19 protein-coding genes and 1 riboswitch are annotated in these 20,625 nt (G+C 70.7%); of the genes, 15 read left to right on the forward strand and 4 right to left on the reverse strand.

The window, feature by feature from the left end:
* Positions 1 to 82: 82 nt before the first annotated feature.
* The gene (locus IF37_RS0116170; protein ID WP_030742518.1) at positions 83 to 1,459 is read right to left on the reverse strand and encodes a cysteine desulfurase/sulfurtransferase TusA family protein; all 1,377 of its coding nucleotides are present in this window, start codon (positions 1,457 to 1,459) and stop codon (positions 83 to 85) included.
* 278 nt (positions 1,460 to 1,737) lie between these two features.
* Between IF37_RS0116170 and coxB the strand changes: the two genes are divergently transcribed.
* From coxB to IF37_RS0116190, 4 genes are all read left to right on the forward strand, one after another.
* Positions 1,738 to 2,697: a cytochrome c oxidase subunit II gene (coxB, locus tag IF37_RS0116175; RefSeq protein WP_030742520.1), complete on the forward strand. Its 960-nt coding sequence runs from the start codon at positions 1,738 to 1,740 to the stop codon at positions 2,695 to 2,697.
* Positions 2,694 to 4,427 carry a cytochrome c oxidase subunit I gene (ctaD, locus tag IF37_RS0116180; RefSeq protein WP_030742522.1) on the forward strand — a complete coding sequence of 578 codons (1,734 nt, stop codon included), beginning with the start codon at positions 2,694 to 2,696 and terminating at the stop codon, positions 4,425 to 4,427. Before coxB ends, ctaD begins: the two co-directional genes overlap by 4 nt.
* Complete coding sequence (locus IF37_RS0116185; RefSeq protein ID WP_030742525.1) at positions 4,424 to 4,822, forward strand: cytochrome c oxidase subunit 4; 399 nt, start codon at positions 4,424 to 4,426, stop codon at positions 4,820 to 4,822. The genes ctaD and IF37_RS0116185 overlap by 4 nt, the downstream gene beginning before the upstream one ends.
* Positions 4,823 to 4,954: 132 nt before the next feature.
* Complete coding sequence (locus tag IF37_RS0116190; RefSeq protein WP_030742527.1) at positions 4,955 to 6,217, forward strand: Ig-like domain-containing protein; 1,263 nt, start codon at positions 4,955 to 4,957, stop codon at positions 6,215 to 6,217.
* A 140-nt stretch (positions 6,218 to 6,357) separates the two neighbouring features.
* Here IF37_RS0116190 and IF37_RS0116195 read toward each other — a convergent pair whose 3' ends face one another.
* Positions 6,358 to 6,759: a response regulator transcription factor gene (locus IF37_RS0116195; RefSeq protein ID WP_030742529.1), complete on the reverse strand. Its 402-nt coding sequence runs from the start codon at positions 6,757 to 6,759 to the stop codon at positions 6,358 to 6,360.
* Between the two features lie 154 nt (positions 6,760 to 6,913).
* Between IF37_RS0116195 and IF37_RS0116200 the strand changes: the two genes are divergently transcribed.
* The 6 genes from IF37_RS0116200 to IF37_RS0116225 all read left to right on the forward strand — a co-directional run bounded on the left by IF37_RS0116200 (position 6,914) and on the right by IF37_RS0116225 (position 13,988).
* The gene (locus tag IF37_RS0116200) at positions 6,914 to 7,534 is read left to right on the forward strand and encodes a heme-copper oxidase subunit III (protein WP_030616646.1); all 621 of its coding nucleotides are present in this window, start codon (positions 6,914 to 6,916) and stop codon (positions 7,532 to 7,534) included.
* Positions 7,535 to 7,595: 61 nt separating this feature from the next.
* Positions 7,596 to 8,408 carry a c-type cytochrome gene (locus tag IF37_RS0116205; protein WP_030742532.1) on the forward strand — a complete coding sequence of 271 codons (813 nt, stop codon included), beginning with the start codon at positions 7,596 to 7,598 and terminating at the stop codon, positions 8,406 to 8,408.
* Positions 8,405 to 9,463, forward strand: coding sequence for a ubiquinol-cytochrome c reductase iron-sulfur subunit (locus IF37_RS0116210; RefSeq protein ID WP_030742534.1), 1,059 nt, complete (start codon positions 8,405 to 8,407; stop codon positions 9,461 to 9,463). Before IF37_RS0116205 ends, IF37_RS0116210 begins: the two co-directional genes overlap by 4 nt.
* Positions 9,460 to 11,097: a cytochrome bc complex cytochrome b subunit gene (locus tag IF37_RS0116215; protein ID WP_030742537.1), complete on the forward strand. Its 1,638-nt coding sequence runs from the start codon at positions 9,460 to 9,462 to the stop codon at positions 11,095 to 11,097. Before IF37_RS0116210 ends, IF37_RS0116215 begins: the two co-directional genes overlap by 4 nt.
* Positions 11,098 to 11,233: 136 nt before the next feature.
* A complete protein-coding gene (gene trpD, locus IF37_RS0116220; RefSeq protein WP_030742545.1) occupies positions 11,234 to 12,298 on the forward strand; it encodes an anthranilate phosphoribosyltransferase in 1,065 nt (354 codons plus the stop codon).
* Positions 12,299 to 12,366: 68 nt separating this feature from the next.
* Positions 12,367 to 12,483, forward strand: a riboswitch (SAM riboswitch).
* A gap of 143 nt (positions 12,484 to 12,626) precedes the next feature.
* Positions 12,627 to 13,988 carry an aminotransferase class V-fold PLP-dependent enzyme gene (locus IF37_RS0116225; RefSeq protein WP_030742547.1) on the forward strand — a complete coding sequence of 454 codons (1,362 nt, stop codon included), beginning with the start codon at positions 12,627 to 12,629 and terminating at the stop codon, positions 13,986 to 13,988.
* A 123-nt stretch (positions 13,989 to 14,111) separates the two neighbouring features.
* On the opposite strand, the gene IF37_RS0116230 is transcribed toward IF37_RS0116225, so the two are convergent.
* Both IF37_RS0116230 and IF37_RS0116235 read right to left on the reverse strand, forming a co-directional pair.
* Positions 14,112 to 14,393: an Lrp/AsnC family transcriptional regulator gene (locus tag IF37_RS0116230; protein WP_030742549.1), complete on the reverse strand. Its 282-nt coding sequence runs from the start codon at positions 14,391 to 14,393 to the stop codon at positions 14,112 to 14,114.
* Complete coding sequence (locus IF37_RS0116235; protein WP_030742558.1) at positions 14,390 to 15,133, reverse strand: rhomboid family intramembrane serine protease; 744 nt, start codon at positions 15,131 to 15,133, stop codon at positions 14,390 to 14,392. Before IF37_RS0116235 ends, IF37_RS0116230 begins: the two co-directional genes overlap by 4 nt.
* A gap of 153 nt (positions 15,134 to 15,286) precedes the next feature.
* On the opposite strand from IF37_RS0116235, the gene IF37_RS0116240 reads away from it, so the two are divergent.
* The 5 genes from IF37_RS0116240 to IF37_RS0116260 all read left to right on the forward strand — a co-directional run bounded on the left by IF37_RS0116240 (position 15,287) and on the right by IF37_RS0116260 (position 20,619).
* Positions 15,287 to 15,526 carry a hypothetical protein gene (locus tag IF37_RS0116240; protein ID WP_014672226.1) on the forward strand — a complete coding sequence of 80 codons (240 nt, stop codon included), beginning with the start codon at positions 15,287 to 15,289 and terminating at the stop codon, positions 15,524 to 15,526.
* 46 nt (positions 15,527 to 15,572) lie between these two features.
* On the forward strand, positions 15,573 to 16,916 hold the full coding sequence (locus IF37_RS0116245; protein ID WP_030742560.1) for an NYN domain-containing protein: 1,344 nt from the start codon (positions 15,573 to 15,575) through the stop codon (positions 16,914 to 16,916).
* Between the two features lie 210 nt (positions 16,917 to 17,126).
* The gene (locus IF37_RS0116250; protein WP_030742562.1) at positions 17,127 to 18,167 is read left to right on the forward strand and encodes an NlpC/P60 family protein; all 1,041 of its coding nucleotides are present in this window, start codon (positions 17,127 to 17,129) and stop codon (positions 18,165 to 18,167) included.
* 238 nt (positions 18,168 to 18,405) lie between these two features.
* Positions 18,406 to 19,407: an NlpC/P60 family protein gene (locus IF37_RS0116255; RefSeq protein WP_030742564.1), complete on the forward strand. Its 1,002-nt coding sequence runs from the start codon at positions 18,406 to 18,408 to the stop codon at positions 19,405 to 19,407.
* A gap of 27 nt (positions 19,408 to 19,434) precedes the next feature.
* Positions 19,435 to 20,619, forward strand: a complete 1,185-nt coding sequence (locus tag IF37_RS0116260; protein ID WP_253915778.1) for a hypothetical protein — start codon at positions 19,435 to 19,437, stop codon at positions 20,617 to 20,619.
* Positions 20,620 to 20,625 lie beyond the last annotated feature (6 nt).

Here is a 20,625-nt window from a genome sequence, read left to right on the forward strand (position 1 = left end):
CGTCACGGGTCTGTGGCGGGGCGCCCGGAGGGCAGTCCGCGTCCTCGGCAGGGATGACCGCGCGGAGGGTGTGCGGGGGCGCTCAGGTCACCCGGCGGACCAGGTACGCCGTTCCCCGGTCCGCCGGTTCCTCGCCCACGTACTCCTGCCCCCGCATCTCGCACCACGCCGGGATGTCCAGCCGGGCCGCCGCGTCGTCCGAGAGGACCCGCACGATCCCGCCCACCGGGACCTCGCCGATCACCTTGGCCAGCTCGATGACCGGGATCGGGCAGCGCTTGCCCAGGGAGTCGACGAGCAGCTCCCGCGCCCCGGCGGCCGTCGCGGGGGCCGGGGCGCCCAGCTTCTCCCGGACGCCCGCCACGGCCCCCGGCAGCACCTCGAGGAACCGCGCCACGTCCGCCTCCGCCGTGCCCGGCGGCAGCGATACCCGTACGTTGCCCTCGCTCAGCACCCCCATCGCCCGCAGCACATGGCTGGGCGTCAGCGTGCTGCTCGTGCAGGAGGAGCCGGAGGAGACCGAGAAGCCCGCCCGGTCCAGCTCGTGCAGCAGTGCCTCGCCGTCGACGTAGAGGCAGGAGAAGGTGACGATCCCGGGCAGCCGGTGCCCGGCGTCGCCGACCACCTCCACGTCCGGGACCAGCTCCGGCACCCGGGTCCGGATCCGCTCCGTCAGCTCCCGCAGCCGTACCGCCTCCCGGGCCGCCTCGGCCCGCACCGCGCGCAGCGACGCCACGGCCGCCACGATCGCCGGGATGTTCTCGAACCCGGGAGCCCGGCCCGACTCCCGCTCGTCCACCGGCCCTTGGGCGGCGAACCGCACCCCCTTGCGCACGACGAGCAGTCCGACCCCGGGCGGCCCGCCCCACTTGTGCGCGCTGGCCGTCAGCAGCGACCAGTCGCCCCCGACCGGCCCCCAGCCCAGCGACTGCGCCGCGTCCACCAGCAGCGGCACCCCGGCCTCCCGGCACACGCCGGCCACCTCGGCCACCGGCTGCACGGTCCCCACCTCGTGGTTGGCCGACTGGAGGCACGCCAGCGCGGTGTCCGGGCGGAGGGCGGCGGCGTACGCCGACGGGGTGACGGCTCCCGTCCGGCCGACGGCCACCCGGGTGACCGTCCCGCCCTCGGCCTCGCACATGTCCGCCGCATGGAGTACGGAGGAGTGTTCGACGGATGACACGATCAGGTGGCGTCCGACGCGCCTCCGCCCGGCCAACGCCCCGGTGACGCCCGCGTGCACGGCCCGGGTCCCGGACGGCGTGAACACCACCTCGTCGGCCCGGCAGCCCACGGCCTCGGCGGCGGCCTCGCGCGCGGCGTCCAGCAGCATCCGGGCCTTCCGCCCCTCCCGGTGGAGCCGGGCCGGATCGGCCCACCCCTCGTCCAGGGAGGCCATCAGGGCCTGACGGGCCACGGGATGCAGAGGAGCGCCGGACGCGGCGTCGAAATAGGACACAGGGCAACGTTAAAGCTTCCGGCAACCGGTCCGCCGGACGGGGAAGCAGGCCAGGCCACAGCCGTGCGGGCCGTGCAAAAACCCCGAAACCACCCGAGCCCCCAGACGCTTTCGGGTGACCCGTAGCGCGTATGCCCCCCTCCCCGCGAACCCCCGGAGGGCGTCGGCTAGGGTTTGGTCCGCATAAACATCCAAACCCCTGCCCGACGCAGGGCGGCGACCGACCAGCGAGAAGGCCGCAGCCGACCGCGCGGGCGAGACTCTCGGGAAGGCGCTACGTGAGTCCCAACGGCTCCGACCGCTCGCCGCGGCGCCCGATGCGGCGGAAGCTGCTGCAGGCACTGACCGCGGGCCTGGTCCTGGCGACCGCAACCGGTTGCACATATAAGGACTTCCCCCGCCTTGGCATGCCCACCCCGACCACGGAAGAGGCTCCGCGGATCCTCTCCCTGTGGCAGGGCTCCTGGGCTGCCGCGCTCGCCGTCGGCGTGCTGGTGTGGGGCCTGATCCTGTGGAGTGCTTTCTTCCACCGGCGCAGCCGCACCAAGGTCGAGGTTCCTCCGCAGACCCGGTACAACATGCCGATCGAGGCCCTGTACACGGTGGTCCCGATCATCATCATCTCGGTGCTCTTCTACTTCACGGCCCGGGACGAGTCGAAGCTCCTGGACACCTCGAAGAAGCCCGACGTCACGGTCAACGTGGTCGGCTTCCAGTGGAGCTGGGGCTTCAACTACATCGAGAACGTCTCCGGTTCCACCGGCGATGCCAAGACCGACAAGAACCTGGACGCCATCCCGGACCGGTTCAAGAAGGAATTCCCGGCGAACGCCGGCGGCGTCTACGACGTCGGCACGCCCGGCACGCGGAACCCGCAGACGAACAACCCCGGTCCGACGCTCTGGCTCCCCAAGGGCAAGACGGTCCGCTTCGTCCTGACCTCGCGTGACGTCATCCACTCCTTCTGGGTGGTGCCGTTCCTCATGAAGCAGGACGTCATCCCGGGCCACACCAACGCCTTCCAGGTGACCCCCAACAAGGAGGGCACCTTCCTCGGCAAGTGTGCCGAGCTCTGCGGCGTCGACCACTCCCGGATGCTGTTCAACGTGAAGGTCGTCTCCCCCGAGCGCTACGAGCAGCACCTCAAGGACCTCGCCAAGAAGGGGCAGACCGGTTACATTCCCGCCGGCATCGCGCAGACGAGCCACGAGAAGAACCGGGAGACGAACAACCTGTGAGCATCCTCAACGAACCCCAGGGTGCCGCGGCAGCAGGGTCCCACTACGCGGACGAGCTGCCGGTCCGGCGCCAGCGCCGCGGTCAAGTCGTCATCAAGTGGCTGACGACCACCGACCACAAGACGATCGGCACGCTGTACCTGGCGACGTCGTTCGCGTTCTTCCTGATCGGCGGCGTGATGGCGCTGCTCATGCGTGCCGAGCTGGCCCGCCCGGGCTTGCAGATCATGTCGAACGAGCAGTTCAACCAGGCGTTCACGATGCACGGCACGATCATGCTGCTGATGTTCGCGACGCCGCTGTTCGCCGGTTTCGCGAACTGGATCATGCCGCTCCAGATCGGCGCGCCCGATGTGGCGTTCCCGCGGCTGAACATGTTCGCCTACTGGCTCTACCTGTTCGGCTCGCTCATCGCGGTGGCCGGCTTCCTCACCCCGCAGGGCGCGGCCGACTTCGGCTGGTTCGCCTACTCGCCGCTGTCGGACGCGGTCCGCAGCCCGGGGCTCGGCGCCGACATGTGGATCATGGGTCTGGCCTTCTCCGGCTTCGGCACGATCCTCGGCTCGGTCAACTTCATCACCACGATCATCTGCATGCGCGCGCCGGGCATGACCATGTTCCGCATGCCGATCTTCGTGTGGAACGTGCTGCTGACCGGTGTGCTGGTCCTGCTGGCCTTCCCGGTCCTCGCGGCCGCGCTGTTCGCCCTGGAGGCGGACCGCAAGTTCGGCGCCCACGTCTTCGACGCCGCGAACGGCGGAGCGCTGCTGTGGCAACACCTCTTCTGGTTCTTCGGACATCCAGAGGTGTACATCATCGCGTTGCCGTTCTTCGGCATCATCAGTGAAGTGATCCCGGTGTTCAGCCGGAAGCCGATGTTCGGCTACATGGGCCTGATCGCCGCCACCATCGCGATCGCCGGTCTGTCCGTGACGGTGTGGGCCCACCACATGTACGTCACCGGTGGTGTGCTGCTGCCGTTCTTCTCCTTCATGACCTTCCTGATCGCCGTACCGACCGGTGTGAAGTTCTTCAACTGGATCGGCACGATGTGGAAGGGCTCGTTGTCCTTCGAGACACCGATGCTCTGGGCGACCGGCTTCCTGATCACCTTCACCTTCGGTGGTCTGACCGGTGTCATCCTGGCCTCGCCCCCGATGGACTTCCACGTCTCCGACTCGTACTTCGTGGTGGCGCACTTCCACTACGTGGTCTTCGGTACGGTCGTCTTCGCCATGTTCTCCGGCTTCCACTTCTGGTGGCCGAAGTGGACCGGCAAGATGCTGGACGAGCGCCTCGGCAAGATCACCTTCTGGACGCTGTTCATCGGTTTCCACGGCACCTTCCTGGTCCAGCACTGGCTGGGCGCCGAGGGCATGCCGCGCCGGTACGCCGACTACCTGGCGGCCGACGGCTTCACCGCGCTGAACACGGTGTCGACCATCAGCTCCTTCCTGCTCGGCCTGTCGATCCTGCCGTTCCTCTACAACGTGTGGAAGACGGCCAAGTACGGCAAGCCGGTCGGCGTGGACGACCCGTGGGGCTACGGCCGCTCGCTGGAGTGGGCGACGTCCTGCCCGCCGCCCCGGCACAACTTCCTCACCCTGCCGCGGATCCGCAGCGAATCCCCGGCGTTCGACCTGCACCACCCCGAGATCGCCGCGCTCGAACAGCTTGAGCACGCCGGTCACGGCACCGCCGTCGCGGGCAGCAAGGAGGCCGGCAAGTGAAGATCCAGGGTCGGATGTTCATCTGGCTGAGCGTCTTCATCCTGATCATGGCCATCGTGTATGGCGTGTGGTCGAAGGAGCCGGCCGGCACCACGGCGCTCTTCCTGGCCTTCGGCCTGTCCGTCATGATCGGCTTCTACCTGGGCTTCACCGCCCGGCGGGTCGACGCGGGCGCCCAGGACGACATGGAGGCCGATGTCGCGGACGACGCGGGCGAGCTGGGCTTCTTCAGCCCGCACAGCTGGCAGCCGCTCATGCTGGGCTTCGGCGGCGCGGTCGCCTTCCTCAGCATCGCGGTCGGCTGGTGGCTGATCTACTTCGCCGCCCCGTTCATCCTGGTCGGCCTGTTCGGCTGGGTGTTCGAGTACTACCACGGTGAGAACCGCACCCAGTAGGGCGCGCTGAACGCACCGGGAGCCCGGACCTTCCTGACGGAGGGTCCGGGCTCTCCTCGTTTGCCGCAGCGCCGTTCGCCCGGATGGGTTACCCGCCGCGCCGGTAGTCTCTCCATCTCATAGCGTGATCGTATGAACCACATTGCGCGGACCCGCACCGTCGTCAGCTGCGCCCTGCTGGTGACCACCCTGGGTGCGGGCGTCACCGCTTGCGGTTCGGACGGCGACCCCCTGTCGGCCAGGCCGTACGACGCAGCGGACCTGATCTCCTTCAACGGCCCCACCGAAGCGGGGAAACGGGCCGATCCGGACAAGCCCCTGGAGGTCACCGCCAACAGCGGTGAGGGCCGCATCACGGACGTCACGGCCCAGGACTCCACAGGGCGCTACGTGACGGGCGAACTGGCCGCCGACGGCAGCCGCTGGCACAGCACCTCCCCGCTGGCCGCCAACGCCCACTACACGGTCACGGTGAGCACCGAGGACGAGGACGGCGCACCCGGCCGCAAGGTCCTCACGTTCGACACCAGCAAGCCCACCGGCAAGAAGCGGCTGGGCGTCACGTTCGGGCCCGGAGCGGGCACCTACGGCGTCGGACAGCCCATCACGGCCCAACTCGACCAGGACATCAAGGACAAGGGACAGCGTGCCGTCGTGGAACGCGCCCTGAGGGTGGACTCCGTGCCGGCCGTACCGGGCTCCTGGTACTGGGTGAGCGGCAAGGAGCTCCACTACCGCCCCAAGGACTACTGGCCCGCCCACGCCACCATCCAGGTGCACAGCAACCTGGACGGCATCAGGATCGGCGACCGGCTGTGGGGCGGGACGGCCAAACCCCTGAAGATCACCACCGGCGACCGGGTCGAGGCCGTCACGGACGCCGCCACCCACCAGCTCACGTACTACCGGAACGGGCAGCAGGTCGAGCAGATCCCGGTCACCACCGGCAAGGCCGGCTTCGAGACCCGCAACGGCGTCAAGGTCGTACTGGAGAAGCAGTACTTCGTACGGATGCGCGGCACCACCGTCGGCATCGCCGAGGGCACCTCCGACTCCTACGACCTGCCGGTCTACTACGCCACCCGGGTCACCTGGTCCGGCGAGTACGTCCACGCCGCCCCCTGGTCCGTCGGATCGCAGGGCTCCGCCAACGTCAGCCACGGCTGCACCGGTATGAGCACGTCGAACGCCGAGTGGTTCTTCGACAACATCCGCACCGGTGACATCGTCAAGGTCGTCAACTCCAACGGCGACCCCATGGAGCCCTTCGGCAACGGCTTCGGCGACTGGAACGTCGACTGGAAGAAGTGGCGCGCGGGCAGCGCCCTGTCCGGCGGCGCCCAGGACGGCCCGGCACCGGCGGACGCGGCGAGGATCCAGCCGGCCGCCCTGTGAGCACACCCGGGGGGCGCGGGACACCGCGCGGCCGGCCGGCGCGGACCGGCCGCCGCGCACCGTCCTCGCGCCCCGACGGCCCGGGGAGTTCCGTGCGCGGCGGACCGGACCGGACCGCGGCGCCCGCCTCCCCGGCCCCGCTAGGCGCTCAGCAGCCTCTTGCGGCGCAGCAGGGACGCCAGCGCGGAGGCGAACTCCACCGGGTCCACCGGCAGCGTCACCGCCGCGTCGGCCCGGCTCCAGGTGGCCAGCCAGGCGTCCTGCGGACGGCCCATCAGCAGCAGCACCGGCGGGCAGTCGAAGACCTCGTCCTTGATCTGCCGGCACACCCCCATGCCGCCCATCGGCACGGCCTCGCCGTCCAGCACGCAGACGTCGATGCCCCCCTTGTCCAGTTCCCGCAGCACCGCCCCGGGGGTCGCGCACTCCACGAACTCCACCAGGGGGACGTCCTGAGCCGGCCGGCGCCCGGCGGCCAGCCGTACTTGCTCTCGGGTGCTGGAGTCGTCGCTGTAGACCAGCACGGTGGCGGTCGGCTGCATTGTTCCTCCGGGACGTCGGCGTCGTACGGACGGGACGGACAGGGCCGTCTGCGCGGATGCTACTCCCATGAACACCACGTCAGCACCGGTTCGGCGGGCGGCAACACTCCGAACGGCACCCCCCGGAGTGAGCGCGAGATAAGCGACCGACATAATGTCGGTCGTGGCGACAGCAACGACAGTAGAAACCGGGCACGCGCACCCGTCGGTCAACCGGCCGAACCTCACCAGCGTCGGAACCATCATCTGGCTGAGTTCCGAGCTGATGTTCTTCGCGGCCCTCTTCGCGATGTACTTCACCCTCCGGTCGGTGACCGGACCGGACCACTGGAAGGAGATGGCGCACGCGCTCAACGTGCCCTTCTCCGCGACGAACACCACGATCCTGGTGCTCTCCTCCCTCACCTGTCAGCTCGGCGTGTTCGCCGCCGAGCGCGGCGATGTGAAGAAGCTCCGTGGCTGGTTCATCCTCACCTTCATCATGGGTGCGATCTTCATCGGCGGTCAGATCTACGAGTACACGGAGCTGGTGAAGAAGGACGGCATCTCGCTGTCCTCCGACCCGTACGGCTCGGTGTTCTACCTGACCACCGGCTTCCACGGCCTGCACGTGACGGGCGGTCTCATCGCCTTCCTGCTGGTCCTCGGCCGTACCTACATGGCCAAGAGGTTCACTCACGAGCAGGCGACCGCCGCCATCGTCGTGTCCTACTACTGGCACTTCGTCGATGTCGTCTGGATCGGCCTTTTCGCCACGATCTACTTGATCAAGTAGCGGGACCGCTCCCGCACATCCAGAAGCACCGACGCAGAAGATCCTGACACCGGGGTAATCCGTGAAAAAGCTCTCCGCACGACGACGCCATCCGCTGGCGGCGGTCGTCGTCCTACTCCTCGCGCTGGCGGCCACTGGGGGGCTGTACGCCGCGTTCGCGCCCGCGGGCAAGGCGCAGGCCGATGAAACCTCCCAGTCCCTGACCATCAAGGAGGGCAAGAAGCTCTACGAGGTCGGCTGCGCCAGCTGCCACGGCACCGGTGGCCAGGGCTCCTCCGACGGCCCGAGCCTGGTCGGTGTCGGCGCCGCCGCGGTCGACTTCCAGGTGGGCACCGGCCGGATGCCGGCCTCCACCTCCCAGATGGCGCAGATCCCGCGCAAGAAGGTCGTCTACACGCAGGCCCAGATCGACCAGCTCGCCGCGTACGTCGCGTCGCTGGGCGCCGGCCCGAACGTGCCGACCAAGCAGCAGTACGGCCCCGCGGGTGCGGACATCGCCCAGGGCGGCGAGCTGTTCCGCACCAACTGCGCGCAGTGCCACAACGCCACCGGCGAGGGCGGCGCCCTGACCCATGGCAAGTACGCGCCGAGCCTCGCGGGCGTCGCTCCCAAGCACATCTACGAGGCCATGCAGACGGGCCCGCAGAACATGCCGTCCTTCCCCGACACCACGATGTCGGAGAAGAACAAGAAGGACATCATCGCGTACCTGAACGCGGTCAACGGCGATGAGACCGAGAACCCGGGTGGTCTGAAGCTGGGCGGCCTCGGGCCGGTCAGCGAGGGTCTGTTCGGCTGGATCTTCGGCCTCGGCACGCTGATCGTGGTCGCCGTCTGGGTCGCCGCTCGGACCGCAAAGGCCAAGAAGTCATGAGTAGCCAAGACATTCCAGAAGAGAACCTGCCCGCTGAGCGGGACCACGCGCACGGCGCGGTAGGGGTCGCGGACGAGGAGAACCCGTTCTCGGACCCGGGCCTGCCGCCGCACGAGCACCGGATCCAGGACATCGACGAGCGGGCCGCCAAGCGGTCCGAGCGTGTGGTGGCCCTGCTGTTCACGGTGTCGATGCTGGCCACCATCGGCTTCATCGTCGCCTACCTGGCCATCCCGAACGACAAGCAGATCTTCGTCTTCCCGATCGGTCACATCAGCGCGATGAACTTCGCGCTGGGCCTGACCCTCGGCGTGGCGCTGTTCTGCATCGGCGCGGGCGCGGTCCACTGGGCCCGCACCCTGATGTCGGACGTGGAGGTCGCCGACGACCGGCACCCGATCGAGGCCTCTCCCGAGGTCCGTGCGAAGGTCCACGCGGACTTCCGCCAGGGCGCCAAGGAGTCGGCGTTCGGCCGCCGCAAGCTGATCCGCAACACGATGTTCGGCGCGCTGGCCCTGGTGCCGCTCTCCGGCGTCATGCTGCTCGGCGGTCTCGGCCCGGCGCCGAAGACGAGCCTGCGCCACACCATGTGGGCCAAGGGCAAGCGCCTGGTCAACATGAACACGAACCAGCCGCTGCGTCCCGAGGACGTCGCCGTCGGCTCGCTCACCTTCGCCAAGCCCGACGGCCTGGAGGAGCACTCCGAGGAGTTCCAGACGGAGATCGCCAAGGCGGCCCTGATGATCGTCCGGCTCCAGCCGGGCAACATCAAGGACAAGCGCGAGCTCGACTGGTCCCACGAGGGCATCGTCGCCTACTCGAAGATCTGCACCCACGTCGGCTGTCCGATCTCGCTCTACGAGCAGCAGACGCACCACGTGCTGTGCCCGTGCCACCAGTCCACCTTCGACCTCTCCGACGGAGCCCGAGTGATCTTCGGTCCCGCCGGCCACGCCCTGCCGCAGCTGCGCATCGGCGTGGACAGCGAGGGTTACCTCCAGGCGCTCGGCGACTTCGAGGAGCCCGTCGGTCCTGCATTCTGGGAGCGCGGATGAGTACTTCAGCGAACGAGACGTCCCGCTCGCGCGGGAAGGCACCGGCCGGCGAACGTGTCGCCGACTGGGCCGACGGCCGGCTCGGGATCTACTCCCTGGCCAAGGCCAACATGCGCAAGATCTTCCCCGACCACTGGTCGTTCATGCTGGGCGAAGTGTGCTTGTACAGCTTCCTCATCATCATCATCACGGGTGTCTATCTGACGCTGTTCTTCCACCCGTCGATGAACGAGGTGGAGTACCACGGCTCGTACGTCCCGCTCCAGGGGCAGCTGATGTCCGAGGCGTTCAGCTCGACCCTGCACATCTCCTTCGACGTGCGCGGTGGTCTGCTCATCCGGCAGATCCACCACTGGGGCGCGGTGGTCTTCATCGCGGGCATGTTCGTGCACATGATGCGCGTGTTCTTCACCGGCGCGTTCCGCAAGCCGCGTGAGATCAACTGGCTGTTCGGCTTCCTGCTGTTCGTCCTGGGCATGTTCACCGGTTTCACCGGTTACTCGCTCCCGGACGACCTGCTCTCCGGCACCGGTGTCCGCTTCATGGAGGGCGCGATCCTGTCCGTGCCCATCGTCGGCACGTACCTGTCGTTCTTCCTCTTCGGCGGCGAGTTCCCGGGCGGCGACTTCGTGGCCCGCTTCTACTCGATCCACATCCTGCTGCTGCCGGGCATCATGCTGGGCCTGGTGGTGGGCCACCTGATCCTGGTCTTCTACCACAAGCACACGCAGTTCGCGGGTCCCGGCAAGACGAACAAGAACGTCGTCGGCATGCCGCTGCTGCCGGTGTACATGGCGAAGGCGGGCGGCTTCTTCTTCCTGGTCTTCGGTGTCCTCGCCGCCCTCGCGGCGATCGCGCAGATCAACCCGATCTGGGCGATCGGCCCCTACCGTCCGGACCAGGTGTCGACCGGCGCCCAGCCCGACTGGTACATGGGCATGGCCGAGGGCCTGATCCGCGCGATGCCGGGCTGGGAGATCAACTTCTGGGGCCACACCCTGGTCCTGGGCGTGTTCATCCCGCTGGTGCTGTTCGGCGTGATCCTCGGCGTGATCGCCGCGTACCCGTTCATCGAGTCCTGGGTCACCGGGGACAAGCGCGAGCACCACATCCTGGACCGCCCGCGCAACGCCCCGACCCGTACCGCGTTCGGTGTCGCCTGGCTGACCGTGTACTTCGTGATGCTGATCGGTGGTGGCAACGACATCGTCGCCACGCACTTCCACCTGTCGATCAACGCGGTCACCTGGTTCGTCCGGATCGCCTACTTCGTCGCCCCGGTGGTCATGTTCATCGTGACCAAGCGGATCTGCCTGGGTCTCCAGCGCCGCGACCGCGACAAGGTGCTGCACGGTCGCGAGACCGGCATCATCAAGCGGCTGCCGCACGGTGAGTTCATCGAGGTGCACGAGCCGCTCAGCCAGGAGCAGCTGCACACGCTCACCGCGCACGAGCAGTACCAGCCGGCCGAGATCGGCCCGACGGTCGACGAGAACGGTGTCGAGCGCAAGGTGCCGGCCTCGCAGAAGCTGCGGGTCAAGCTGTCCAACGCCTACTACGGGGAGGACAACCAGATCCCGAAGCCGACCGTCGACGAGTACAAGGAGATCACGAGCGGCCACGGCCACCACTGATCACCACGTCGCCACACCACGCTGAGGGGCCCCGTCCGGGTTGCGGACGGGGCCCTTCGCGGTGTCCCGGGATGGATAGGGTGGACCTGTTCGAGAATCGTCCCCGTAGTCACGGGATACCACCCAGGAGCGGCTGATGAGCGCTGTGACCCCCGCTGGAGGCGACACCGCGGCGGGCCGCTCCTGGCCCGTCCTGCTGAACGGCCTGCTCGACGGCCGGGACCTGTCCGCGGACGAGACCGCCTGGGCGATGGACCTGATCATGCGCGGCGAGGCGACCGACGCCCAGGTCGCCGCGTTCATGGTGGCGCTGCGGGCCAAGGGCGAGACGGTCGAGGAGATCACCGGACTCGTCCGGACGATGTACGCGCACGCCAACGTCATCGAGGTGCCCGGACCGGCCGTCGACATCGTCGGTACCGGCGGCGACGGCGCCAAGACGGTGAACATCTCCACGATGTCCGCGATCGTCGTCGCCGGCACGGGCGCGAAGGTCGTCAAGCACGGCAACCGCGCCGCCTCCTCCGCCTCCGGCTCCTCCGACGTCCTGGAGAAGCTCGGGATCAACCTCAACCTGACCCCGCTGCGGGTCGCCGAGGTCGCCGAGGAAGCCGGCATCACCATCTGCTTCGCGGTGCGGTTCCACCCGTCGCTGCGCCATGTCGCCCCGGCTCGGGCCCAGTTGGGCATCCGGACCACCTTCAACGTGCTGGGTCCGCTGACCAACCCGGCGCGGGTGCGGGCACAGGCCGTCGGCGTGGCGGACCCCCGCATGGCGCCGATCGTCGCCGGTGTCCTCGCCGAACGGGGCAACTCCGCGCTGGTCTTCCGCGGCGACGACGGCCTGGACGAACTGACCGTCACCGCCCCGTCCCGGGTGTGGGCGGTCCGGGACGGCAAGGTCACGGAGCAGACCTTCGACCCGCGGGACGTCGGCCTCGACCTCGTCCCCGTGGACGCCCTGCGCGGCGCGGACGCCTCCTACAACGCGGAGGTCGCCCGCCGGCTGCTGGACGGCGAGCGGGGGGCCGTCCGGGACGCCGTGCTGCTGAACTCGGCGGCGGCGCTGGTGGCCCTCCAGCCCTCGGACGCGCCGCTCACCGAGCAGCTCCGCGCGGGCATGGCGAAGGCCGCCCTGTCCATCGACTCCGGGGCCGCGAAGCGGTCACTGGAGCGCTGGGTGGCCGCGAGCAACGCCTAGGAGATTTCGTCCCGCGATCCGGACACGGGTTGCGGGACGACGATCATTTCCCGTACTTTCCTGAACCAGGTCATGAGTGACAGTCATGAGGCCCCGGCCGACTGTCCGGCAACCCTCCGTCCGTGGCGGGGTGCCCCGGGTGAAGACCAGGCCGTGGACAGCAAGGTCCACGGCAAGCGCGGATCCCTCGCGCACTCTTCCGGGTGCGGGACCAGGGATCCTGGTCGTCGAGGAGTCTTCCGTGAGCAAGCGAATGCTTTAGGGCCGCAGAGCCCCGCCTCCGCACACCCTTCTCTCTTCTTCGCCGTCCTGCCACGGGAGTTTCGCCATGTCCGTCTTCACCGCTGCCATCGACCGGTCTGTTTGTGCCCCGCTGCCCGTTCTGGGACGAGATGTCACCGTCCCGCTGGTCACCGGAGGCGAAGTCGGCTACGCCGCCCTCGACTACGCGGCCAGCGCCCCCGCCCTCCAGCGGGTCTGGGACGACGTCGCCGCCTACGCCCCGTACTACGGCAGCGTGCACCGCGGCGCCGGCTACCTCTCCCAGCTGTCCACCGACCTGTTCGAGAACGCCCGCAAGACGGTCGCCGCGTTCCTCGGCTGCCGGGCGGACGACCAGGTGGTCTTCACCCGCTCGACCACCGACTCCCTGAACCTGCTCGCCCGGGCGGTGCCGGCCGGCTGCCGGGTCTTCGTCTTCGAGACCGAGCACCACGCCTCCCTGCTGCCCTGGCAGGACGCGGACGTCACCTACCTCGACGCCCCGCGCACCCCCCGGCAGGCGGTCGAGACCCTGGAGCGGGCGCTCGCCGACCGCGACCCGCACGGCCCGGCCCTGGTCTGCGTCACCGGCGCCTCCAACGTCACCGGCGAGCTGTGGCCGGTGCGCGAGCTGGCCGCCGCCGCACACGCCCACGGCGCCCGGATCGTCCTGGACGCGGCCCAGCTGGCCCCGCACCACCCGGTCTCCGTCGCCGACCTCGACGTCGACTGGGTCGCCTTCTCCGGCCACAAGCTGTACGCCCCCTTCGGCTCCGGGGTCCTCGCGGGCCGCGCCGACTGGCTCCGGGCGGCCGAGCCCTACCTCGCGGGCGGCGGCGCCAGCCGCAAGGTGACCCGGCGCGAGGACGGCGGTGTGGCCGTCGAGTGGCACGAGACCGCGGCCCGCCACGAGGCCGGCTCCCCGAACGTCATCGGCGCCTACGCCATCGCCTCCGCCTGCAAGGCGCTCACCGAGGCCGGCTGGGACGCCCTGGTCGCCCGCGAACAGCACCTCGTCGCCCGGGTCCGCGAGGGCCTGGCCGAGGTGCCGGAGGTGCGCGTCCTCTCCCTCTTCGGCGACGACGCGCCGCGGGTCGGCGTCATCTCCTTCGTCGTCGAGGGCTGGAACAGCTCCCACTTCGCCGCCGCGCTCTCCGCCGAGTACGGCATCGGCGTCCGCGACGGCCTGTTCTGCGCCCACCCGCTGGTACGCACCCTGCTCGGCAGCGACCCGCAGAGCCAGGGCGAGTGCGGGGCCCCCGAGGCGGCCCCGGGGGAGAAGTCCCTGAACGCCATCAGGGTCAGCTTCGGCGCGGGCACGCCGGACGAGCACGTGGAGCGCTTCGTGGGCGCCGTACGGGAGCTGGTGAGCGACGGCGCCAAGTGGCGGTACCGCACGGAGGAGGGCCGCTGCGTCCCGGCGGTGTGAGGCGGCCCGCGCGCACCCCCGCCCGCGCCCGGACCCGGTCACGCACCGGCTCGGCGCGGGCGGCCGCGTGATCCCGCGCCCCGGCGTCGCCGCGGCGGCCGGGTTGAATTCGAGGAGAAGCTCCTAGTTGTCCAGGCCGATCGCGAACGCCGCCTCCAGGTCGTGCTGGGAGTAGGTGCGGAACGCGACGTGCGTGTCGGTGGCCTCGACGCCGGGGATCTTGCTGATGCGGGCCGGGATGACCTCGGCCAGGTCCTCGTGCTGCCGGACCCGGACCATGGCGATCAGGTCGTAGGTGCCGGTGACCGAGAAGACCTCGCTGACGCTGTCCAGCGCGGCGATCCGCTCCGCGATCTCGGGGATCCGGTCCACGCTGGTCTTGATCAGAACGATCGCGGTGATCACGGTTGTCTCTCTCCCTCGGTGGCCGGAGCCGGTGCGGCCTTCACTCTAGTCCCACGGCCGTGACGCACCCACGCGTAGCCGAAGCCCAGGCCGAAGCCGATGAGGTGCGCGAGGTAGGCCACCCCGGGCCCCTCGGAGGCCTGCTCCGCCGCCAGCCACTGGAGGGCCGCCCAGCAGGGCAGCACCACCCACGCCGGGAAGCGCAGCGGCAGGAAGAACAGGAACGGCAGAAGACTGGTCACGCGCGCTCGGGGGAACAGGTAGAGGAACGCTCCGAGGACCGCCGAGACCGCCCCGGAGGCGCCGACGAGCGACTGCCCGGAGGCCGCGTTGGCCGCCGCGTAGCCGAGCAGGGCGAGGTATCCGCAGCCGACGTAGAACAGGGTGAACTCGACCCGGCCCATCCGTTCCTCGGTCATCGCTCCGAAGACGAAGAGGAAGAGCATGTTGCCGAGCAGATGCACCCAGTTGCCGTGCACGAAGAGCGCGGTCGCAGGGGTGAGCGCGGCCCCGGCCGGCCCGTCGAACAGCTCGGCCGGGACCACGCCCCAGCGGTGGAAGTACACCCGCTGCGCGGCGAGCAGGGCGTCCCCGGTGCCGTACCCGGGGACGAACCCGGAGGCCGGTCCGAGGGCGAAGAGCAGACTGCACACGGCGATGAGGCCGTACGTCACGGGCGCCGAGGTGCCCCGGACCGCTCTGAGTGTCCTGCCGGCCGCCGTGCTCCAGGTGCTGATCACAACTACAGAGCATGACGTAACGGGACGCTTGCTGACAGACCGCCTCGCCGCCGTGAACGGACGGGCGGCGAGTCCCCGCCAGGCCGTAGGGTTACGAGCCACACGCGTCGGGGAGCGGCGCGGACCGACACGAGAAGGAAGCGAACCAGCGCGATGACGGTTCCCCTGCCGACCGCCACGACCCGGTGGCGCTGCACCCTCTGCGGCAACCTCACCCGTTTCGACGTGACCCGCTCGTCCAAGGTCGTCGAGTACGTCCACCTCGACCTGGCCGGTGAGCCGACGGTGGAGGAGCGCGAGGTGGTCAGTGAGACCATCGAGTCGGTGCGCTGCCGCTGGTGCAACGCGGTGGACCAGGTGGAACTCGTGGACAGGCCGGGCGCCGGCTCCTGAAGCGGAGCGGCCCCCGGAGAGCGATCTCGGTATTGGGGTGTGACGGATGGTGGAGACCGCAGGCGGGGGGCCGGGCGACGGCACCGCTGAGGTGCTTGACCGTCCCCTGCCCGACGGCGTGCGCCGGCGGGTGGTGAGAATCGTGGCCGAGGCGTTCGGCGGGCTGACGGTGACGGAACTGCCCGCCCAGCTGAGGCAGTACGCCCGGTTCACGCCGAGTCGCCGGGCGAAGTTCGCCGGCAACGCGATGGCGGCGGCGCTGGAGACCGAACCGCTGTTCCGGCAGCGGATCGGGGATCGGTTCCGGGAGGCGCAGCCGGAACTCGCCGGTGCCCTCGACGCCGGTTCGCCGCCCCCGGCCGCGGACCCGCTCGACGTGGCGGCGGCGGCCTATGTGCTGCGCCCGGCGGGCTGGGTGAAGCTGGTCACCGCGGCCGGCGAGGAGGCGCAGCGGGCGGACGCCGAGCGGGCCGACGAGGAGAGCCGGGCCGAGCTGGAGCGGCTGCGCGCGGAGCTGGCGCTGGCCCGCGACCACACCCGGGCCGAGACCGAACGGCTGCGCGCGGAGCTGGAGGCGGTGCGGCGGGAGACGGACGCGTTGCACCGCAAGCTGCGCTCCGCGCTCAGCGATGTGAAGCGGGGCGAGGCCGCGCTGCGCAAGGCGCGGGGCGAGGTGGACGCCGTGCGGGCCGAGGCGCAGGCGCAGGTGTCGGCCGCGGAGAGCGAGTCCCGGCGGCTCAAGGCCCGGCTGGGCGAGGCCGAGGCCGGGCTGGAGGCCGCCCGGCGGGCGGCCCGCGAGGGCCGCAGCGTGGAGGACATGCGGGTGCGGCTGCTGCTCGACACCCTGCTGGACGCCACCCAGGGGCTGCGCCGCGAACTCGCCCTGCCGCCGGTGTCGGTGCGCCCGGCCGAGACGGTCGACGCGGTGGAGCCGGGCCGGATGACGCCGAAGGACATCGCGGCGCGCGCCCTGTCCGAGCATGATCCGGCCATTCTCGATCAGCTCCTGGCCCTGCCGCAGGCACATCTGGTCGTCGACGGTTACAACGTGACCAAGACCGGCTATCCGCAGATGCCGTTGGAGAAGCAGCGGCTGCGGCTGCTGGGCCAGCTCTCGGCGCTCGCCGCGCAGACCGGGGCCGAGGTGACGTGCGTCTTCGACGGCGCCGAGCTGGCCGCGCCGGTGCTGCTCGCGCCGCCGCGCGGGGTGCGGGTGCTGTTCTCCAAGCCGGGTGTGACGGCCGACGAGCTGATCCGCCAGCTGGTGCGCGCGGAGCCGCCCGGACGTCCGGTCATCGTCGCCTCCACCGACCGGGAGGTGGCCGACGGGGTCGCCAAGGCGGGTGCCCGTCCGGTGGCTTCCGCGGTGCTTCTGAAGCGGTTGTCCTGAAGGTCCAACGGGCATAGTCGATGCCCGAATTGAGCCGATCGTCGCGCAACGTAGTGTCAACCACGCATCACCACAGGTGAGTTGTGTGCAAAGAATGCGTGGCGTAGCGGGTTTTTTTGCCGCGAGGATTTGAACTGATCACAACTGGGTCACTAAGGTCTGGCTCGAACCTCCGAACGGGTGATCACTCACAAGAAGGAGTCGTCCTCCGTGGCGTCCCACCGTCGACCCAAGCAGCCGAGCCGCACCCGTGTGACCGTGCTCACCACCGCTGCCGCAGCTGCTGTCGCGCTCAGCGCCAACGCCGCCAACGCCGCGCCGAGCGAGAAGCTCGGCAAGGACGAGGTCAAGGCGAAGGTCGACAAGCTCTACGAGCAGGCCGAGCAGGCGACCGAGAAGTACAACGGCGCCAAGGAGAAGCAGCAGAAGCTCCAGAAGGAGATCTCCACCATCCAGGACGACGTCGCCCGCGGCCAGGAGGAGCTCAACAAGCTGCGCGACGGCCTGGGTTCGCTGGCCACGGCCCAGTACCGCTCCGGCGGCATCGACGCCTCGGTCCAGCTGTTCCTCTCCTCGAACCCGGACGACTACCTCGACAAGGCGTCCACGCTCGACCAGTTGAGCAGCCAGCAGGTCGACGCGCTGAAGAAGATCCAGGACAAGCAGCGCGAACTCGCCCAGGAGCGGGCCGAGGCCGGCGAGAAGCTCAAGGACCTCTCCGCCACCCGCACCGAGCTGGGCAACAAGAAGAAGGAAGTCCAGGGCAAGCTCGCCGAGGCGCAGCGGCTCCTGAACACCCTGACGGCCAAGGAGAAGGCGCAGCTCGCCGAGGAGCAGCAGCGCGCCAGCCGATCCTCCACCGAGCGCGTGGAGCTCAGGGACGCCCCGCCCGCCTCCGGCCGCGCCCAGGCCGCCTTCGCCGCCGCCCAGACCAGGATCGGCTCGCCGTACGTCTACGGCGCGACGGGCCCCTCCTCGTACGACTGCTCGGGTCTGACCTCCTGGTCCTACGCCCAGGCCGGCGTCTCCATCCCGCGCACCTCCGAGGCGCAGGCCAACATCGGCACCCGGATCTACAGCCAGAGCGACCTCAAGGTCGGCGACCTGGTCTTCTTCTTCAACGACCTGCACCACGTCGGTCTCTACGCGGGCAACGGCCAGATCCTGCACGCCCCGCGCACCGGCACGGTGGTCCGGTACGAGTCGATGACCACCATCGGCGGCCCGTTCATGTTCGGCGTCCGCGTCTGACGCCCGCGCCCGACCCGGACACGGTGGCGCCCGAACGGGCGAATCACCGGAACCGGAACTGACCCCACGCCCCGCCGGTGACCTGCGTCAGCGGCGGGGCGTCAGCGTGTGTTGACGCCGATGTCTTTGGTCCGGACCCGTTCCCACGGCTACTGTCTGCCGCGTTTCCCCGGCGCCGGGGCCTCCCCGTCCCCAGGCGCCGGGGAAACGGTCTGTGTCCGCCTGCAGAAGGACTGCCGTGGGGTCCCATCGCCGCCTTGCACCGTCCGGATTCGACCGGGGCGCCGCCGCCCTGTGCGCGCTGTCGGCCGCGGCGGCCGCGCTCGGCGCCGTACCCGCGCAGGGGGCGCCGGGCGGCGGCGCCCGCGCCGAGCTGGACCGGCTGTACGAGGAGGCCGAGAAGGCGACCCAGGCGTACGACGCGACCGACGAGCGCGCCGATGAGCTGCGCCGGCGGGTCCGCGCCGCGCAGGACCACATCGCCCGGCAGCAGCAGAAGGTCAACGACCTGCGCGAGCAGCTCGGTTCGCTGGCCGGCGCGCAGTACCGCGCCGGCGGCATCGACCCGGCGGTCGCCCTGCTCTTCTCCGCCGACCCCGACGACTACCTGGACAAGGCGGCCACGCTCGACCGGATCGGCACCCGGCAGGCGGGCCGGCTGGGGGAGTTGCGGTCCGGCTTGCGCGCACTCGGCCAGGAGCGCGCGGAGGCGGCCGGGATCCTGGCAGAACTGGAGCGCAGCCGCGCGGCCGCGGCCGCCCACAAGCGGACCGTGGAGCGCAAGCTCGCCCGGGCCCGGCAGCTGATCAACGCCCTGTCCGCCACGGAACGCGCCGCCTACGAGCGGGCCTCCCGCGGCAGCCGCCCGGACCTGCCCGGCCCGGCCGCCGCCGACGGCCGCGCCGCCGCGGCCCTGGCCGCCGCCCGCTCCGCCCTCGGCCGCCCCTATGTGTGGGGCGCCAACGGCCCCTCCGGCTTCGACTGCTCGGGCCTGACGCAGTGGGCGTACGCGCACGCCGGCGTCCACCTGCCGCGCACCTCGCAGGCGCAGCGGTCGGCCGGCCGGCGGGTCCCGCTCTCCCAGGCACGCCCCGGTGACCTGGTCGTCTACCGCTCCGACGCCAGCCATGTGGCGATGTACGCCGGTGACGGCCGGGTCATCCACGCGCCCTATCCCGGCGCCCCGGTGCGTTACGACCCGGTCGGGATGATGCCGGTCTCCTCGGTCACCCGGCCCTGACCGCGCTCCGCGCCGTACGATCGGGAAGTGGCTGGTCGCGGACGGGCGTGGAGCATCGGAGCGGTGGCGCTGGGGCTGCTGGCGCCGCTCGCCGGGTGCGGCGGGCACCCGCCGCCCGATCCGGCCCGGACCGAGGTGCAGCGGGTGCTGGACCGGCGCTCGGCGGCGCTGCTCGGCCACGACGAGCGGGCGTACGGCGCCACGGGCACCCGCACCGGGTACATCCGGCTGCGCGCCGTCCCGCTGGCCTCCTTCGGCTACCGGGTCACCGCCGTGCGCCGCACCGCCTCCGGCGCCACCGCCGACGCCTACCTGAGCTACCGCGTCACCGGCTACGACCGGGCCCCCGTCGACACCCGCCGCACCCTCACCCTCGGCCGCACCGCCGACGGCCGCTGGTACGTCACCGCCGACCGACCCGCGCGGGAGGCCGGGCAGCAATTGTGGGACCAGGGCACGGTGACCGCCGTCCGGGGCACGCACAGCCTGGTGCTGGGCACCGGCGCCCCCGCCGGTCTGAAGCCGTTCGCCCGGCTGGCCGACCGGGCGGTCCCGGCCGTCTCCGGGGCGTGGGGCACCCGCTGGAGCCGCCGGGTCGTCGTCCTCGTCCCGGCGTCCCTTGAGGGCATGGCGGCCCTGCTCGGCTCGCCCGCCGCCGACTACCGGGGCATCGCGGCCGTCACCACGGGCGAGGCGGGAGGCTCCGGCCAGGCGCCCGCGGACCGGGTGGTGGTCAACCCGGAGGCCTACTCGACGCTCGGCGACACCGGCCGGCAGGTCGTCGTCACCCACGAGACCACCCATGTCGCCACCCGGGCGGACACCACCGCCGCCACACCGCTGTGGCTCTCCGAGGGGTACGCGGACTGGATCGGCTACCTCGGCACCGGCCGCACCGCCGCCGAGGCCGCCCCGGAACTCGGCCGGGCGGTACGGGACGGCGAGGTGCCGCGGGCGCTCCCCGCCGACGCGGACTTCGGCTTCACCAGCGACCCCACCAAGCTGGCGCGGGCCTACGAGAGCGGCTGGTTGGCCTGCCGGATGATCGCCGACCGGTGGGGCCCGGCCCGGCTCGGCGCCTTCTACCGGGCCGTCGGCGCCCACCCGCGACGGGCGGGGGCGGTCGAGGACGCCCTGGGGAAGGTGCTCGGCACGACGTCGGGCAAGTTCACCGCGGGCTGGCGGGACTACGTCAGGACGCAGCTCGGCTGAGCGCGC

The sequence above is a fragment of the Streptomyces sp. NRRL S-31 genome (assembly GCF_000718775.1).
Classification (GTDB): Bacteria; Actinomycetota; Actinomycetes; order Streptomycetales; family Streptomycetaceae; genus Streptomyces.

Excerpts from the sequence above, each read along its gene's own strand:
- trpD (WP_030742545.1), top strand. The coding sequence starts at position 11,234 with ATGAGCGCTGTGACCCCCGCTGGAGGCGACACCGCGGCGGGCCGCTCC.
- IF37_RS0116190 (WP_030742527.1), top strand. The coding sequence starts at position 4,955 with ATGAACCACATTGCGCGGACCCGCACCGTCGTCAGCTGCGCCCTGCTG.
- IF37_RS0116225 (WP_030742547.1), top strand. The coding sequence starts at position 12,627 with ATGTCCGTCTTCACCGCTGCCATCGACCGGTCTGTTTGTGCCCCGCTG.
- IF37_RS0116210 (WP_030742534.1), top strand. The coding sequence starts at position 8,405 with ATGAGTAGCCAAGACATTCCAGAAGAGAACCTGCCCGCTGAGCGGGAC.
- IF37_RS0116200 (WP_030616646.1), top strand. The coding sequence starts at position 6,914 with ATGTCGGTCGTGGCGACAGCAACGACAGTAGAAACCGGGCACGCGCAC.
- IF37_RS0116195 (WP_030742529.1), bottom strand. The coding sequence starts at position 6,759 with ATGCAGCCGACCGCCACCGTGCTGGTCTACAGCGACGACTCCAGCACC.
- IF37_RS0116240 (WP_014672226.1), top strand. The coding sequence starts at position 15,287 with ATGACGGTTCCCCTGCCGACCGCCACGACCCGGTGGCGCTGCACCCTC.
- IF37_RS0116215 (WP_030742537.1), top strand. The coding sequence starts at position 9,460 with ATGAGTACTTCAGCGAACGAGACGTCCCGCTCGCGCGGGAAGGCACCG.
- IF37_RS0116245 (WP_030742560.1), top strand. The coding sequence starts at position 15,573 with ATGGTGGAGACCGCAGGCGGGGGGCCGGGCGACGGCACCGCTGAGGTG.